Below are 16,414 nucleotides of genomic sequence, written 5' to 3' on the forward strand. Positions count from 1 at the left end.
GGCCACCCGATGCGGGGCGGATCGTTAGTGCCGGCTCAGCGCCAATTGCACCGCCAGCCCCGCCATCGCCGTCGCCGCCACCCAGCGGGCGGTGCGGCCGACCCATTGGAGAGCGCTCAGCCTGCTCGCCGCGCTCGCGGCTGCGAGCGCGACGCCGATGTTGACCAGCGTTCCGACCAGATCGAACCACAAGCCGAGGCAGAGGATCTGCAGCGCCGGGATGGCCGCACCCGGATCGACGAACTGGGGCAGGAAGGCGAGGAAGAAGAGCGCCACCTTGGGATTGAGGATGTTGACCAGCATCGCCGCCCGGAACTGGCGAAGGCCGGAGCTGCGCGGCGCCGTCCCTTCAGCGGACACGCCGCTACGCGACCGGAGCATCGAGACGGCGAGCCACAGCAGATAGGCGGCCCCGATCCATTTGATCAGGTTGAACGCAGCTTGCGAGGAAACGAGGATGGCGGAAAGGCCGAGCACCGCCGCGACGACGTGGACGAGCGCGCCGGCACCGATGCCGAGGGCGGCGACGATCCCGTTCCGCCGCCCGCCGCGGGCGGCGCTGGCAGCGACGAAGGTCATGTCCGCGCCCGGGACGATGTTCAGCGCCAGCCCCGCGAACGCGAAGCCGAGGAAGAGCGGCCAGTCCGGCAGGAGGGCGATTCCGGCTAGCTCGAGCATGGGCGCCGTCTAGCAGCCGCCCGCTTCTCGATCAGCCTCGAAATTCGGCTTGCTCACGGGCTCCCTGGCAGTGCCGACCCTGAAGCCGGGCCACTGGGTACGCGGTGTCCGGCCGACGTCTCGCCCTTGCGCGCCGGGCGCCTTGCACTAGTGATTGCCCCTGCGCGCCGGAATGCCGGGGGCGGGACAAGGGGAGATTGGATGAGGGCCTGGTTTGCAATTCCGCTTTGGCAGCGCGTGATCGCCGCCCTCGTCCTCGGAATAGTCACGGGATGGATCTGGGGGCCGGGAGCCGAGAGCATCAAGTGGATCGGCGATTTCTTCATCCGGGCGATCAGGATGCTGGTGGTGCCGCTGATCTTCTTCTCGCTGGTCGCCGGCATCGCGGCGATCGGCGACATCAGGAAGCTCGGCAAGGTCGGCGGCCGTGCGCTCCTGCTGTTCGTCATCACCGGCTTCGCCTCGGTCGCGCTCGGCCTGGCGCTGGGCACGATCATTGCACCCGGGACCGGCCTGGCCCTGACCCTGCCTGCGGGGACGGTCGTGCCGGAGCCGGCTGCGACGTCCGTCACCGACATGATTCTTGCGATGATACCCGCAAATCCGGTCGACACGATGGCTCGGGGCGATGTGCTCCCGCTGATCGTCTTCGCGCTGCTGTTCGGCATTGGAATACTCATGGCCGGCGAGGAAGGCAGCCTCGTCGCCCGCGGCATGGACGGGGCAGCCATCGTCATGCAGAAGATGACCATCCTGGTGATGGAGCTCACGCCGTTCGGCGTCTTCGCTCTCATGGCCTGGGTGGCAGGCACGTTCGGAATCGAGGCACTGCTCCCGCTCGCCAAGCTGGTCGGGCTCAACTATCTCGGCTGTCTACTGATCATCTTCGGCATCTACTCGGCGATCATCCATTTCATCGCCAAGGTGCGTGTGATCGACTTCTTCCGCGGGATGATCGATGCGATGGCGGTCGCCTATTCGACCGCCTCGTCCAATGCGACGCTGCCGGTCACCCTTCGCTGCGCACAGCGCAACCTCGGGGTCAGCCGCAGCGTGTCGAGCTTCGTCATCTCGCTCGGCGCGACCATCAACATGAACGGCACGGCCATGTACCTGGGGCTCGCCACCTTGTTCGGTGCCCAGATCTTCGGAGTCACGCTCGATGCCGGCGACTATCTGATGATCATGATCACCGCGACGCTCGGCGCGATCGGCGCGGCCGGAATTCCGGGGGCCGGCCTGATCATGATGGGGCTGGTATTCTCGACCGTCGGGGTGCCCTTGGAGACGATCGCCTTCATCGCCGGCGTGGACCGCATCATGGATATGATGCGGACGACCACCAACATCACCGGGGACGCCGCCGTCGCGGTCGCCGTCGCGAGGATGACCGGCGACCTCAACGTCGAAGAGCTCGAATCGGCCGACGACGTCTAGGGCGGCGCCTCTGGCCATGCCCCTCGGGATCGATACCGACCTGATCGGCATTTGAACTTTGGCCGATCCGGCCGGCCTATCGTGGGATGTCGGGAAGGAAGGACGTGATGGACAAGCCGGAGCCGCGCAGGCTGCCACTTCATCTGAAGATGCTTGTCGGCTTCGTCGTCGGCCTTGTGGCTGGTCTGATCGTCTATTCGACCCAGCCGGACGCCCGATGGGTGGGCTTCGCGCGCGAATACGTCACGACGCCGATCGGCGACATTTTCCTGAACCTGCTCTTCATGCTGGTCGTGCCGCTGCTCTTCTCCGCTCTCGTCGTCGGAATTTCGGAGATGGGCGAGGTCCGGTCACTGAGGCGCGTCGGTCTACGGACGCTCGCTTATACGCTTGTGGTCTCGTCGCTCGCCGTCGCCGTGAGCCTTGCGGTGGTGAACCTCCTCCAACCGGGGGCAGGCGTCGAGCGCGAGGTTGCCGAATCGCTGCTGACGCAGTCGGCTGGGCGCGCAAACGAGATCGTGCAGTCCGGTCAGGAGCAGCCGAGCGGCGTGGAAGCGCTCGTCGGTATCGTCCCGAACAACCTCGTCGCCGCGATGAGCAACAACAGCGCCATTTTGTCGGTCATGTTCTTCGCGCTCTTCTTCGGCATCGGCCTCCTGCTGACCGATACGCCTGCCGCGCGCACCCTGAAGTTGGGGTTCGAAGGCCTATTCGACGTGACGATGCGGCTGATCCTCATCGTCATCAAGCTCGCCCCTTATGCGGTGGCCTGCTTCATGTTCAACCTGGCATCGAGTTTCGGTTGGGAGCTGCTCGTGCGCCTCTCCGCTTACGTGGGAGTCGTGCTCCTGGCGCTGGGCATCCAGATGTTCCTGGTCTTCCCAGCGCTGCTCGTGACCCTGGGCCGAAAGAACCCGATCACCTTCTTCCGGCAAACGCAGGAAGCGAGCTTGATGGCCTTCTCCACCGCCTCGTCGAACGCCACTCTGCCAACGGCGCTGCGGGTCGCGGACGAGCAGCTGGGGCTGCCGCCGAGGGTTGCCCGCTTCGTCCTGACCGTGGGCGCCACCGCCAATCAGAACGGTACGGCGATGTTCGAGGGCGTCACCGTCATCTTCCTGGCGCAGTTCTTCGGGGTTCCGCTCAGTCTCGGCGATCAGTTGCTGGTCATGCTGGTCTGCATTCTCGGCGGCATCGGGACGGCAGGCGTGCCGGCGGGCTCACTGCCCGTCGTCGCCCTCATCCTGGCGATGGTCGGGATCGATCCCGCCGCGATCGCCCTCGTCCTCGGCGTCGACCGTTTCCTCGACATGTGCCGGACGACGCTCAACGTCATCGGCGATCTCGTCGCGGCGCAGGTCATTTCCGCCGGCGAACCCGCGGAGGAAGGCCCCGCCGCGTCAGCTATGGACGACGAAGCGGCGGTCGCAGAGGCGCATCCGTCCTGAAGCCCGGAACGCGCCGCGACGGGTGACGCTCAGGCCGGCTCCAGCTCGCGCTGGACGACCTTCTCGGCGAGGGTTCCGTTCAGCTCAGCGAGATGATCGAACTCGGCCGTATAGGTGGCGAGGCCCTGGCTCAGCGACCTGAGCTCGGCATCGAAGCCCTGCATTTCCGCCTCCGGGATCAGCGCCTCGACCTGGTCCCATCGCGACCAGCCCTCGCGCGGGCCCATGCCGAGCATCTGCCCGCGCCGACTGGCGATCGCCGAGGTGACCCGCGACGTCGCGCCGTTCGGGGCGACCACCGTCACCTTCATCACAGGCTCGAGCAGGTGCGGTGCCGCGGCGGCGAGCGCCTCGGACATGCCGATCCGGCCGGCGGTGCGGAAGGCGATCTCGGAGCTGTCGACGCTGTGATAGGAGCCGTCGACCAGGGTCACGGCGACGTCGACGACGGGAAAGCCGAGCGGTCCCTTGGCGAGTGCGTCGCGGACGCCGGCCTCGACCGCCGGGATCCACTGCTTGGGCACGACGCCTCCGCTGATCCGCTCGTCGAACCGGAAGCCCTGGCCGCGCGGCAGCGGCTTCACCTCGATGACGGCGTCGCCGAACTGGCCGTGGCCGCCCGACTGCTTCTTGTGGCGGCCGCGCTGAGTGACCGTCTTGCGGATCGATTCCTTGTAGCCGACCGAGGGCGGGCGCGAGTCGACGGCGACGCCGTAGCGGCGCTTGAGCCGCTCGAGCGTCACCTTGAGATGCTCGTCATTGATGCCCTTGAGGCGGGTCTCGTGAAGCGCCTCGTCCTGCTCCCACTGCAGTGCCCGATCCTCCTCGGTGAGCTTGTGGAGCGCGGTCGACAGCCGGACGTCGTCCTTGCGGTCGCGGGTGGCGATGGCGAGGCTGTAATTGCGGGTCGGCTGCGCGACTTCGGGAACGGACGGCGCCGATCCCGACGACAGCCACTCGCCGGCGCCGACGCCTTCGAGCTTGGCGATGGCGACGATGTCGCCCTCGCGCGCCTCGCCCAGCTTGACCGTCTTGTCGCCCTGGACGGCGAACAGCGTGCCGACCCGAACGGAGTGGCCGTCGGGCCCTTGGAGCTCGGCTCCCTCCTTGAGACCGCCGCCGAAGACGCGGGCATAGGTGAGCCGGCCCATCGTGCCGCTGTTGGACACCTTGAAGACGAAGGCGCAGCCCGCGGCGGTGCCCAGCCGTTCCGCCGCCACCTTCGGATCGGGGGCATCGTGGCGCAGCGTCTTCAGCAGGCGGCGGACGCCGAAATCGTTGAGCGCCGAGCCGAACAGCACCGGCACGATCTGGCCCTGACCGGTCTCCTTGCTGAGATCGGCGAAGACGGTCTGCCGATCCGGCACCTCGTCCATGAGCAATTGCTCGAGCAGGACGTCGTCGTGATCGGCGAGCTGCTCGAGCATGTGCGCCCGCTCCAGCGCTTCGCGATCGGCGAGATCCTCCGGAATCTCCTTCTGCTCGGACGGTTGCCCGGGGCGGTAATAATAAGCCCGCTCGAGAGCGATATCGACGAAGCCGGCGATCTTCTCGCCCTGGCGGATCGGGATCCATCGGGCAACGAGCGGACGCGCGCTCATCGGCTGGAGCGACTCGAGCAGGGTCTGGATCGAGCCACGCGCCTGGTCGATCTTGTTGACGAAGATGATGTGGGGAATGTCGAGCGACTCCAGCTGGCGGAGCGTGGGCTCGGCAAGCAGGGCGCGATCGGGATCCGGGTCGACGACGACGATGGCGAGGTCGGACGCCGCGACGCCGAGCGCGCCATCGGCGGCGAAGCCCACCGATCCCGGCGCATCGATCAGCGCATAGCGGTCGTCGAGATAATCGAAGTGCATCAGGTTGAGCTCGGTCGAGCCGCCGCGGGCCCTGGCTTCCGGGGAGGCGTCGCCGACGCTGCTTCCGTCCGCAACCGATCCCTGGCGGCTGATCGCGCCGGCGGCGAAAAGAAGGGCCTCGGCGAGGCTGGTCTTACCCGCCCCGCCAGGCCCGACGAGGGCGATATTTCTGGTGCCTGCAGCTCTTCCGGGCATGATCGTCTCCTTCGTCCGCTGCGGCGGATCCGCGAAGAAGACGCGGCGCCGCGTCCTTGGGAAGGGCTCAGCCTTCACCCCTTTGCCGGGAAGTGCAAGGGGCAAGGCGCGACGTTTCGCTGAAAAGCGGCGGGAACAGGCGAAGGGGAGGGGCCGGCGACGATTCCCGTCTCGAGCGACTCCGCCGAAGGGCACGGGCGCCTCTTGGCCTTGCCTTCGCCGCCGCTTAGGCTGCCATCATGCGCGACATCCGCATCGATCGCCGCTTTCACGGACCGCCGGACAGCGGCAATGGCGGCTATTCGGCGGGGCTGGTGGCGAAAGCGCTGGGCGGCAGCGACTGCGTCGTCAGCCTGTGGAAGCCGCCGCCGCTGGGCCGGGCGCTGACGCTGGAGACGAGCGGCGACGAGGTCGTCCTGCGCGACGGCGAGGTGGAGATAGCCACCGCTCGCAAGGCGGAAGTCATGGTGGGCGTGCCGCCGCCGCCGGCCGCCGATGCCGCGCGGATGGCGGAAAGGCGCTTTACCGGCCTTTGCGACCATATCTTTCCCGCCTGCTTCGTCTGCGGGCCTGATCGTGCCACCGGCGACGGGCTGCGCATCTTCCCCGGCAGGATCGACCCTGGATCCCCTCCGGTCGCCGCCTTGTGGACGCCGGCCTCGAACCTGGCCGACGAGGAGGGGAGGGTCCGCTCCGAGTTCCTCTGGGCGGCACTAGATTGCCCCGGCTATTTCGCGGTGCAGGCGCAGGCCGGGCTGGCTCTGCTTGGCCGTCTGGCGGCTCGGATCGAGGCGCGGCCGCCGGTCGGCCGTCCGATCATCGTCACCGGCTGGCCGATCGGCAGCGAAGGCCGCCGGCATCGCGCCGGTACCGCCCTGCACGATGAAGGCGGAAGGCTGATCGCCGCGGCCGAGGCGGTCTGGGTCACGCTGAAGCCGACAGCAGCGCACTGAGCATGCGCGCCCGCGTCATGCTCCTCGTCGCCATGGCTTTCTTCTCCGCCTGCGCCACGCCCCCGGCTCCCACCTCGGCCGAGTACAGGACGGTCGCGGACATCCGCTATCGCAACCTGTTCGCCGAGCATCTCGGAGTCGGCGAGGCGGAGATAGACGCGAAGCTGGGGCACTACTGGTCCTCCCTGTTCGAGGGGGACGGGGAAAGCCGCGTCTACTTTCCCGGCGACCCGAACGCGAGCGGTGCGACCGGTTATATCCTCGACGTCGGCAATGACGATGTCCGCAGCGAGGGCATGTCCTACGGCATGATGATCGCCGTGCAGATGGACCGGCGCGACGTCTTCGACGCGCTGTGGAACTGGGCCTACAGCCACATGCGCTATGCCTCGGGGCCCCGCCAGGGCTATTTCCGCTGGCAATGCACGCGCAGCGGCTGTCCCCGCGACGCCGTGCCCGCCTCGGACGGCGAGGAATATTTCGCAACCGCCTTGTTCTTTGCCGCGCATCGCTGGGGGAGCCGCGCCGGCCTCTACGATTATGAGGCGCAGGCCAACGCCATCCTCGATACGATGCTTCACAAGGAAGAGATGAACGGCGGCGTCGTCGACGGCGTCACCAACATGTTCGACCGCGAGACGCACCAGGTTGTGTTCGTGCCGAACGGCCGCTTCGCCCGCTTCACCGACCCTTCCTATCATTTGCCGGCCTTCTACGAACTGTGGGCGCGCTGGGCGGCGGGATGGCAGGGGCGGCGCGACGAGGATCGCGCCTTCTGGCACGAGGCGGCGCGGCGCAGCCGGCTCCTGCTCGAACGCGCCGCCCACCCCGAAACCGGTCTCACTCCCGATTATTCGGAGTTCGACGGCCGGCCGCACGTCCGCGACGGGCATGAGGATTTCCGCTTCGACGCCTTCCGAAGCGCGATGAACTGGTCGGTCGATCATGCCTGGTGGGGACTCGATCCTGCCGCAATCGAGCGCACCGATCGGTTGCAGGCCTTCTTCGAGGCGCAGGGCATGGACCGTTACGCCAACCAGTTCCGGATCGACGGCACGCCGCTCAGCGCCGAGCGATCGTCAGCCTTGATCGCCGCCAACGGCGCGGCCTCGCTCGCCGCCAGCCATTCCCGCGCTCGACGCTTCGTCGAGGCGCAATGGGCGCTGGAGCCGCCGCGCGGCCGCTGGCGCTACTATAACGGCATGATCGAGTTCATCGCCTTGCTCCACGCCTCGGGCCGGTTCCGGGCCTGGTAGCGCGCCTCAGCGCTCCCGAAGCCAGTCGATCAGCGCCTGCCGCTCGCGTTCGTCGGCGATTCCAGCCAGCCCCATTTCGTTGCCGGGCGCCACCGCCTGCGGATCAGCGAGGAATCGGTCGAGCGCCGATGCGGTCCAGTGCGGCTGCCGGGCGGCCAGCCGGCGCAAGGCGGGCGAGTAGTTGAAAGCGGCCCGGCCCGCCACGGCGCGCCCGAAAATGTCGTGGAGGGTCGGGCCAGCCGGCGTGTCGCGGCCCGGCTCGAGCGCGTGGCAGGCGTAGCAATGGCGGCGGTAGAGGGTCGCGCCGTCCGGCGCGCCGGTCGAAGGCGAGGCGCCGCAGGCTGCGCCCGCCAGCAAGGCGGCGCCGGTCAGCGCGGCGGCGAGCCTCACGAGGCGGCGGCCGTCGTCACCACCATGATCCGGTCGAGCCCGGATTCGGGCAGGTAGATCCTACCCGGCGCACCGAGGATCTGGCGGACGTTGGAATTTTCGCCGCTGCCGGGGTAGCGCGTCCAGCGCTCGGTCGCTGGATCGAAGGAGAGGACGGCATTGGCGCCGAAATCGCTGATCCAGACGAGATCGCGCTCGTCGACATAGACGGCATAGACGCGGGGCCGTTCGCCCTCCGGGCGCCAGCTCCTCCATTCGCCGGTGGCAGGGCTGTAGCGGGTGAGCTGACCGCCATTCCATTCCGAGATCCACAGATTGCCCCGGCTATCCGACCACACGCGGCGCGCGCCCTGCTGCGGCGTCGGCGGCTCGATGATCGTCGGCGCGCCGGTCTCGAGATCGACCTTGGCGAGATGGCTGCCGGCCAGGGACACGTAATAGATCTCGCCGGCCGGCGTCGCGGCGATGCCGTAGGGCCCGCGTCCCTCCGGATCGCGCCACACCCGCATCTCGCCGCTGGCCGGATCCAGCCGGCCGTAAATGCCGTTCTGGCCGGTGAACCAGACCCGGCCGCGTCCGTCGAAGGCGGGCGTGTTGAGGTTGCTGTCCGGGAACTCGGCCGGGAGCGGGAAGACGCGGACCTCATCGGTGCCCGGATCATAGCGGACCATGGCGTTGAGGCCGCCGTCGGTGATCCAGGCGGCGCCGTCCGGGCCCTGGACGACGCCATGCGGCGCCGATCCCTCGCCAAGCGGCACCTCGCGGATCTGGCCGGTGGCGGGATCGAGGATCCCGAGCGTGCCGCGCCGCTGGCCGGTATACCAGATCTTCCCGTCCGGCGCCGGCGCGACGTCGTGCGGACGGCTGCCCTCGGGCACCTCGAAGACCCGGACATTGGCGGGCAGCGGCGCACTCGCGGCCGGGGTGGCGGCCGGCTCGGCGGCCGGCGGTTGCGCGGCCTGGCCGCAGGCGGGCGTAGCGGCCAAGGCGGCGGTCATAAGGGCGATGAGGGGCAGGGACCTCATGTCGCGATTCTCCCGATGCTGACTGTTCCGGCCTTGTACCGCCCGGGCAAGGCGACCGGAAGGCACCGCATGCGCGCTTGCTGCACCCGCGAGCGTCGCTTACATCCCCGCCATGACTTCGACCAACGACATCCGGCGCGGCTTCCTCGACTTTTTCGGGCGCGAAGGGCATCGCATCGTGCCTTCGGCGCCGCTCGTCCCGCAGAACGACCCGACCCTGATGTTCGTCAATGCGGGCATGGTCCCGTTCAAGAACGTCTTCACCGGTCAGGAGACGCGGCCTTATTCGACCGCGGTCTCTTCGCAGAAGTGCGTGCGCGCCGGCGGCAAGCATAACGACCTCGACAATGTCGGCTACACCGCGCGCCACCACACGTTTTTCGAGATGCTGGGGAATTTCTCCTTCGGCGACTATTTCAAGGAACGGGCGATCCTGCTCGCCTGGAACCTGATCACCCGGGAATGGGGGATCTCGCCCGATCGGCTGACCGCGACCGTCTACCACACGGACGACGAGGCGTTCGATCTGTGGCGGAAGATTGCCGGCCTCCCCGAGAGCCGGATCATCCGCATTCCGACCAAGGACAATTTCTGGGCGATGGGCGACAACGGTCCGTGCGGCCCCTGCTCGGAGATCTTCTACGATCATGGCGATCACATCCCCGGCGGTCCGCCGGGCTCGCCCGACGAGGATGGCGACCGCTTCACCGAGATCTGGAACCTCGTCTTCATGCAGTACGAGCAGGAGGACAACCAGATCGTCCGCGATCTGCCGCGGCCGTCGATCGACACCGGCATGGGACTGGAGCGGATCGCCGCGGTCATGCAGGGCGTCCACGACAATTACGAGACGGACACGTTCAGGGCGCTGATCGCCGCCTCGGGCGAGTTCACCCGCACCGCCACCGACGGCGAGCGCAAGGCCAGTCACCGCGTGATCGCCGATCATCTGCGCGCCTCCGGCTTCCTCATCGCCGACGGCGTCCTGCCGGCGAATGAGGGCCGGGGCTACGTGCTGCGCCGGATCATGCGTCGGGCGATGCGCCACGCCCACATCCTGGGCGCGGCGGAGCCGCTCATGCACCGGCTGGTGCCGAGCCTCGTCGCCGAGATGGGCGCCGCCTTCCCGGAGCTGGTCCGCGCGCAGCCGCTGATCGAGGAGACGCTGAAGCTGGAGGAAACCCGATTCCGCCAGACCCTCGACAAGGGGCTGAAGCTGCTCGACGAGGCGACGGCCGCGATGAAGCCGGGCGATACGCTGGCCGGCGAGGTCGCGTTCAAGCTCTACGACACCTATGGCTTCCCTTATGACCTCACCGAGGACGCGCTGCGCGCGCAGGATCTTGCCGTCGACCGGACCGGCTTCGATTCCGCCATGGCCGAGCAGAAGAAGGCAGCGCGAGCTGCATGGAAAGGCTCCGGCGCCAAGGCTTCGGAGGAGGTCTGGTTCGACATCGCCGAGGCCGAAGGTTCGACCGACTTCACCGGCTATGCCGGCCATGATGGCGAGGGTGTCGTCGTCGCGCTCGTCAGGGACGGGGCGCGGGTCGAGCGCGCCGGCGCCGGTGAGCTGGTCGCGATCGTCACCAACCAGACGCCCTTTTACGGCGAAAGCGGCGGCCAGATGGGCGACACCGGCACGATCACCGGCGAGAAGGGCTTGGCGGCAGACGTCGAGGACACCTCCAAGCCGCTCGGCCGCCTCCACGCTCATCATGCCGTCATCCGGTCAGGCGAGATCGCCGTCGGCGACGCCGTCCATCTCTCGGTCGATGCCGAGCGGCGCGCGAAGGTCCGCGCCAACCACAGCGCGACCCATCTCCTGCACGCAGCGCTGCGCCACCGGCTCGGAACCCATGTCACCCAGAAAGGCAGCCTCGTCGCGCCGGACTATTTCCGGTTCGACTTCTCCCATCCCAAGGCGTTGACCCGCGAGGACGTCGAGGCGATCGAGGCGGAGGTGAACCGGCACATCCGCGAGAACGATCCGGTCACTACCCGGCTGATGACCCCGGACGAGGCGATCGCGGCGGGCGCCATGGCGCTCTTCGGCGAGAAATATGGCGACGAGGTCCGCGTCCTCTCGATGGGCCGGGGCGAAGAGGCCAGCTACTCGGTCGAGCTTTGCGGCGGCACCCATGTCGGCGCGCTCGGAGACATCCAGCTGTTCAAGATCGTCGGCGAGAGCGCGGTCGCGGCGGGCGTGCGCCGGATCGAGGCGCTGACCGGGGAGGCGGCACGGCGCTGGCTGACCGCGCGCGAGGACAAGCTCAAGGAGGCGGCGGCTGCGCTCAAGTCCGCGCCCGAGGAGGTGCCGGCCCGGGTCGCCGCCCTGGTCGAGGAAAGGCGCCGGCTCGAGCGCGAGCTCGCCGAGGCCAAGAAGGCGCTGGCGCTCGGCGGCGGCGGCAGGGCCGAGGCGGCAGGGCCCGAACAGGTCGGCGGCCACGGCTTCATCGGTCAGGTCCTGGACGGCATGGATCCCAAGGGCCTTCGCGGCCTGGTCGACGAGGCCAAGAAACGGGTCGGCTCGGGCGTCGTGGCGATGGTCGCTGTCAATGAGGGCCGCGCCAGCATCGCCGTCGGCGTCACCGACGACCTGACCGGCACCCGCAACGCCGTCGATCTCGTCCGCAAGGCGGTCGAGGCGGTCGGCGGCCAGGGCGGCGGTGGCCGTCCGGACATGGCCCAGGGCGGCGGCCCCGACGGCGGCAGGGCGGTCGAGGCGCTCGCCGCGATCCGGACGATGCTCGAGATGGAGACAGTGGCAGCCTGATGTCCCTAAGGCGTGCCGCAGACCGCATCGTTGACGCGTCAGACCAGCCGCGTCCGCGACGGTGCGCTGAGGGCGCCTCGAGTTGAGCCGACGGAGCCGGATCGTTGCGGGGTCGATCGGACTTGCCTTCTGGTCCGGCCTCTTTGGCATTGGGCACCTTTCCCGCTGGACCGAGATTAGTCACCACTGCGGGGGCGAGACGGCAGGCGCGTGTTTCCGAGATGGCCTTCCGCTTGAGCTCGTCTTCTGGCCGATCTTGCTCTTGCTGACCTACCCCTTCGCGCGCTTCGCCTTCGCCGCATTCGGCCCCGTTGCGCTGGATCCTGACCGACGAAGCTTCTGGAACGACGATATGTCGCCCGTCCTGGAAGGCCTTGCGCTGTTTGGCTTGGCAATATCGGCTTGGCAGTTGTTCCGCCTGCCCGACTATCTACCGACCTACCACTTCTTCCACTTCTATTGGCTCGGCTTCGCCATGTGGTTTGCGGCCGCGAGTTTTTCGGCACGGCTGCGTCATAGGCGGTTTCAGGAATGGTGTGAGAGGTGAACGGCTTCCTCGGGATTAGCGTGTCCGCCACCTGCGGAGAAGCAAGCCGAGTGGGTTCATCGCTCTAGGCGGCGACCTCGGGTTCGTTCTTGCCGAGGCGGTCGCGCAGGCGCTGGCCGCGCTGCGGGGGCGCCTCCGCCATCTGCCCCATCTCCATGATCTGCTGACGCAGCTCCGCCCGCTTCTCGTGGATCGAGGCGATGACCGGGCCCATCGCGATACCGAGATCGACGAGCACCGCCTCGGACAGCTGCAGCGAGGATTCGAGCGTTTCAGGCACCGCGTCGCTGGCGCCCGCCTTGTAGAGTTCGGCGGCATGCTCTGCGTCGCGGGCACGGGCAACGATGGTGAGCCCCGGGCACCAGCTGCGCACCTTGCGGACCAGCCGGACCACCTGGACGGGATCGTCCATGGTGAGGATCAGGGCGCTCGCGTGACCGAGATTGAGCCGGTCGAGGAAATCGGGGCGCGAGGCGTCGCCGAAGATCATCGGAAAGCCCTCGCGCCGGGCCGCGGTCACGGCATCGATGTTCGAATCGATGGCGACGTAGGGACGGCCATGGACCGAAAGCATCTCGGCGACGAGGCGTCCGACGCGGCCGAAGCCCAGGATGACCGCGCGCGGCTCCTCCCGTGAAGGCGCGAGCGAAATGCCGCCGCCGCCGTCGCCCTCGATCTGGCGCCCGGCGAAACGGCCGAGCTTGGCGAGGAGCGGCGTCAATGTGAGGCCCATCGCGGTGACGATCTGCCAGAAGCCGGCAATGTCACGGCCGATCAGTCCGGCCGCGGCCGCGGCGGCAAGCACGATCAGCGTCGTCTCCGACGGCGAGGCCATGAGCAGGCTGACCTCGGCCGCCACCGCCCGACGTGAACCGCCGAGCCGCATCAGCAGGAAGGCGGTGACGGCGGTCTTGGCGAGCATGACGCCGACGAGGGCGAGCAGGAGCTGCGGCCAGGCGCCGAGGATGAAGCGCAGATCGAGGCTCATGCCGACGCTGATCAGGAACACGCCGAGGCCCAGGCCGCGGAACGGCGCGGTCACGATCTCGACCTCGCCATGATATTCGGTCTCGGCGATGAGGATCCCGGCGATCAGTGCGCCGACGATCGGCGACAGGCCGGCGGCGGCGGTGGCCAGGCTCGCGGTAATGACGACCAGCAGGCTGATCGACAGGAACATTTCGGGGCTCTTGGTGCGCGCGGCCTGGGCGAACAGGCGCGGCAGCAGGATCCGGCCGAGAACGAGCATGGCGACGACCACGGCGCCGCCGACGATCAATGTGGTGACCAGACCCGAGACGGGGTCGCCCTGCTGGCGCGGCGCCAGCGCTCCGAGGCCGAAGATGATCGGCACGATCGCCAGATCCTCGAACAGCAGCATGGCGAAGGCGGATCGCCCGACCGGGCTCGAGGTGCCGACCAGCGGCAGCACGACGGCAGTCGAGGAGAGGGCAAGGGCGAGGCCGAGCGCGATCGATCCGGTCCAGCTGGTACCGAGCAGGTGGATGGAGACGCCGATCAGCGCGGCGCCGAACACCAGTTCGGCGGCGCCGACCCCGAAGACGAGACGGCGCATCCCCCACAGGCGGCGGAAGGACAGTTCGAGCCCGATCGCGAAGAGCAGCATGATGATGCCGAGCTCGGCAAATGGCTCGATCGCCTCCGGGTTGGAGATGGTGAGGAAGCGCAGCCACGGCGTCTCCGCCGCCATCGCGCCGAGGCCGGAAGGACCGACCAGGATCCCGACGAGAATGAAGCCGATGACCGGGCTGATCCGGACCCGGGCGAAGGTCGGGATGACGATTCCGGCCGCCCCCAGCACGACGAGGGCGTCGCTGAGGCCGGAAGCGCTGAATTCGGTCGACATGATACCTTTATGCAGGAAGTCGGCCTGTTGTCAGCCTTTTTGGGCCCGACGAACGGACCCAGTATGGCTAGAACATCGGGTGCGGATTCGCCGACTGCTCCGGGACGGCCTGGATGACGTCCCAATGCTCGACGATCTTCCCGTTCTCTAGCCGGAGGATGTCGACAATGGCGAAGCCGCGGTCCTGCGGATTCTGCCTGGCGCGGACATGGACCGCGGCGAGATCGCCGTCGACGATGATCCGATGCACTTCGCGCACTGCGTCGGGCTGGCTCGCGAAATAGGGCTCGAGCGCGGCGATGGCGGCGGCGCGGCCGTCGGGCGCCAGCGGATTGTGCTGGATATAGTCCTCGTGGACATAGGTCCCGAACGCCTCGCGGACACGTCCCTGGCGGTAGAAGAGATCGATGAATCCTTCGACGATCTGGCGGTTGGTGAGGGCCGACGCCTCGGCCGCCTGTCCCGCTGCCGGCGTTGCCGTCGGGGCCGCCAGCGCGAGCGCCAGGACCACATATGCCAGTCTCAGCTTCATCTTCCCCTCCCTGCGCCGATTGCGCGCAAAGAGTGCAGGGAGTCGGGGAGGAGGGCAAGGGGCACCCCGCTCCCATGCGGGAGAGGGGCAAGGGTGAGGGAAGCGGCAGGCGGGCGGCGTCGGCCGCCGCCGATCGGCTACAACTTCATTCCCTCACCCTGCGGCTTCGCCGCTGTCCCTCTCCCGCGAGTGGAGAAAGAGAGGAGGCTAAGCCCAGTTGCCCATCGCCTTTTCGAGATTGGCTCGGATCGCCTCGAAGAACTGCTCGGTCGTCATCCAGCTTTGGTCGGGGCCGATCAGGATGGCGAGATCCTTCGTCATCTGGCCCTGCTCGACCGTCTCGATGCAGACCCGCTCGAGCGTCTCGGCGAAGCGCACCACATCGGGCGTCTCGTCGAAGCGGCCGCGATATTTGAGGCCGCCGGTCCAGGCGAAGATCGAGGCGATCGGGTTTGTCGAGGTCGCCTTGCCCTGCTGGTGCATGCGATAATGGCGGGTGACCGTGCCGTGAGCGGCCTCGGCCTCGACCGTCTTGCCGTCCGGCGTCATCAGGATCGAGGTCATCAGGCCCAGCGAGCCGAAGCCTTGAGCGACCTGGTCGGACTGGACGTCGCCGTCATAATTCTTGCAGGCCCAGACGAACTTGCCGCTCCACTTGAGCGCGCTCGCCACCATGTCGTCGATCAGCCGATGCTGATATTCGATGCCGGCTTCCTTGAAGCGGTCCTTGAACTCCGCCTCGTAAATCTCTTCGAACAGGTCCTTGAAGCGGCCGTCATAGGCCTTGAGGATGGTATTCTTGGTCGACAGGTAGACCGGCCAGCCGCGAAGCAGCCCGTAATTGAGGCAGGCATGGGCGAAGTCGCGGATCGACTCGTCGAGATTGTACATGCCCATGGCGACGCCGGACCCGGGGAAGTCGAACACTTCGTGCTCGATCTCCTGGCCGTCCTCGCCGGTCCACTTCATGGTCAGCTTGCCGGGGCCCGGCACGAGGAAGTCGGTCGCCTTGTACTGGTCGCCGAAGGCGTGGCGGCCGACCACGATCGGATCGGTCCAGCCGGGGATGAGCCGCGGCACGTTGTCGATGACGATCGGCTCACGGAAGACGACGCCGCCGAGGATGTTGCGGATCGTGCCGTTGGGCGAGCGCCACATCTTCTTGAGGCCGAATTCCTCGACCCGGGCCTCGTCCGGCGTGATCGTGGCGCACTTCACGCCGACGCCATGCTTCTTGATCGCTTCGGCCGATTCGACGGTGATTCGGTCGTCCGTCTCGTCGCGCTTCTCGACGCCGAGATCGAAATAGATGAGATCGACGTCGAGATAGGGCAGGATCAGCCGTTCGCGGATCCACTGCCAGATGATGCGGGTCATCTCGTCGCCGTCGAGCTCGACGACCGGGTTCTTCACCTTGATCTTCGCCATGTGGGAGATGCGCTTTCCTGCCTTGG

The 16,414-nt window shown here is 67.8% G+C and carries 13 protein-coding genes; 6 read left to right on the forward strand and 7 right to left on the reverse strand.

Features of this window, described 5'->3' with window-relative positions:
- Positions 1-24 precede the first annotated feature (24 nt).
- Complete coding sequence (locus DDE10_RS02845; RefSeq protein WP_114951182.1) at positions 25-678, reverse strand: LysE family translocator; 654 nt, start codon at positions 676-678, stop codon at positions 25-27.
- A gap of 201 nt (positions 679-879) precedes the next feature.
- Between DDE10_RS02845 and DDE10_RS02850 the strand changes: the two genes are divergently transcribed.
- Both DDE10_RS02850 and DDE10_RS02855 read left to right on the forward strand, forming a co-directional pair.
- On the forward strand, positions 880-2,115 hold the full coding sequence (locus DDE10_RS02850) for a dicarboxylate/amino acid:cation symporter (RefSeq protein ID WP_114951183.1): 1,236 nt from the start codon (positions 880-882) through the stop codon (positions 2,113-2,115).
- A 107-nt stretch (positions 2,116-2,222) separates the two neighbouring features.
- Complete coding sequence (locus tag DDE10_RS02855) at positions 2,223-3,563, forward strand: dicarboxylate/amino acid:cation symporter (protein WP_284734405.1); 1,341 nt, start codon at positions 2,223-2,225, stop codon at positions 3,561-3,563.
- 29 nt (positions 3,564-3,592) lie between these two features.
- Here the strand turns inward: DDE10_RS02855 and DDE10_RS02860 are convergent, their stop codons facing one another.
- On the reverse strand, positions 3,593-5,617 hold the full coding sequence (locus DDE10_RS02860; RefSeq protein WP_114951184.1) for an elongation factor G: 2,025 nt from the start codon (positions 5,615-5,617) through the stop codon (positions 3,593-3,595).
- Positions 5,618-5,856: 239 nt separating this feature from the next.
- Between DDE10_RS02860 and DDE10_RS02865 the strand changes: the two genes are divergently transcribed.
- Both DDE10_RS02865 and DDE10_RS02870 read left to right on the forward strand, forming a co-directional pair.
- Positions 5,857-6,570, forward strand: a complete 714-nt coding sequence (locus tag DDE10_RS02865; protein ID WP_114951185.1) for a hypothetical protein — start codon at positions 5,857-5,859, stop codon at positions 6,568-6,570.
- Between the two features lie 2 nt (positions 6,571-6,572).
- On the forward strand, positions 6,573-7,826 hold the full coding sequence (locus DDE10_RS02870) for a family 8 glycosyl hydrolase (RefSeq protein ID WP_114951186.1): 1,254 nt from the start codon (positions 6,573-6,575) through the stop codon (positions 7,824-7,826).
- 6 nt (positions 7,827-7,832) lie between these two features.
- On the opposite strand, the gene DDE10_RS02875 is transcribed toward DDE10_RS02870, so the two are convergent.
- A complete protein-coding gene (locus DDE10_RS02875; protein WP_162806233.1) occupies positions 7,833-8,216 on the reverse strand; it encodes a c-type cytochrome in 384 nt (127 codons plus the stop codon).
- Positions 8,213-9,241, reverse strand: coding sequence for a Vgb family protein (locus DDE10_RS02880; protein ID WP_284734406.1), 1,029 nt, complete (start codon positions 9,239-9,241; stop codon positions 8,213-8,215). Before DDE10_RS02880 ends, DDE10_RS02875 begins: the two co-directional genes overlap by 4 nt.
- A 112-nt stretch (positions 9,242-9,353) precedes the next feature.
- On the opposite strand from DDE10_RS02880, the gene alaS reads away from it, so the two are divergent.
- Positions 9,354-12,014, forward strand: a complete 2,661-nt coding sequence (gene alaS, locus DDE10_RS02885) for an alanine--tRNA ligase (protein WP_114951188.1) — start codon at positions 9,354-9,356, stop codon at positions 12,012-12,014.
- An 82-nt stretch (positions 12,015-12,096) separates the two neighbouring features.
- Entirely contained in the window at positions 12,097-12,561 is a 465-nt protein-coding gene (locus DDE10_RS02890; RefSeq protein ID WP_114951189.1) for a hypothetical protein, read from the forward strand.
- Between the two features lie 64 nt (positions 12,562-12,625).
- Here the strand turns inward: DDE10_RS02890 and DDE10_RS02895 are convergent, their stop codons facing one another.
- The 3 genes from DDE10_RS02895 to DDE10_RS02905 all read right to left on the reverse strand — a co-directional run bounded on the left by DDE10_RS02895 (position 12,626) and on the right by DDE10_RS02905 (position 16,388).
- A complete protein-coding gene (locus tag DDE10_RS02895; RefSeq protein ID WP_114951190.1) occupies positions 12,626-14,428 on the reverse strand; it encodes a cation:proton antiporter domain-containing protein in 1,803 nt (600 codons plus the stop codon).
- Between the two features lie 67 nt (positions 14,429-14,495).
- Positions 14,496-14,960, reverse strand: coding sequence for a nuclear transport factor 2 family protein (locus DDE10_RS02900; RefSeq protein ID WP_114951191.1), 465 nt, complete (start codon positions 14,958-14,960; stop codon positions 14,496-14,498).
- Between the two features lie 207 nt (positions 14,961-15,167).
- Complete coding sequence (locus tag DDE10_RS02905) at positions 15,168-16,388, reverse strand: NADP-dependent isocitrate dehydrogenase (RefSeq protein ID WP_114951192.1); 1,221 nt, start codon at positions 16,386-16,388, stop codon at positions 15,168-15,170.
- Between the last annotated feature and the right edge of the window lie 26 nt (positions 16,389-16,414).

It is taken from the genome of Sphingosinicella terrae (assembly GCF_003347635.1).
Taxonomy (GTDB): domain Bacteria; phylum Pseudomonadota; class Alphaproteobacteria; order Sphingomonadales; family Sphingomonadaceae; genus Allosphingosinicella; species Allosphingosinicella terrae.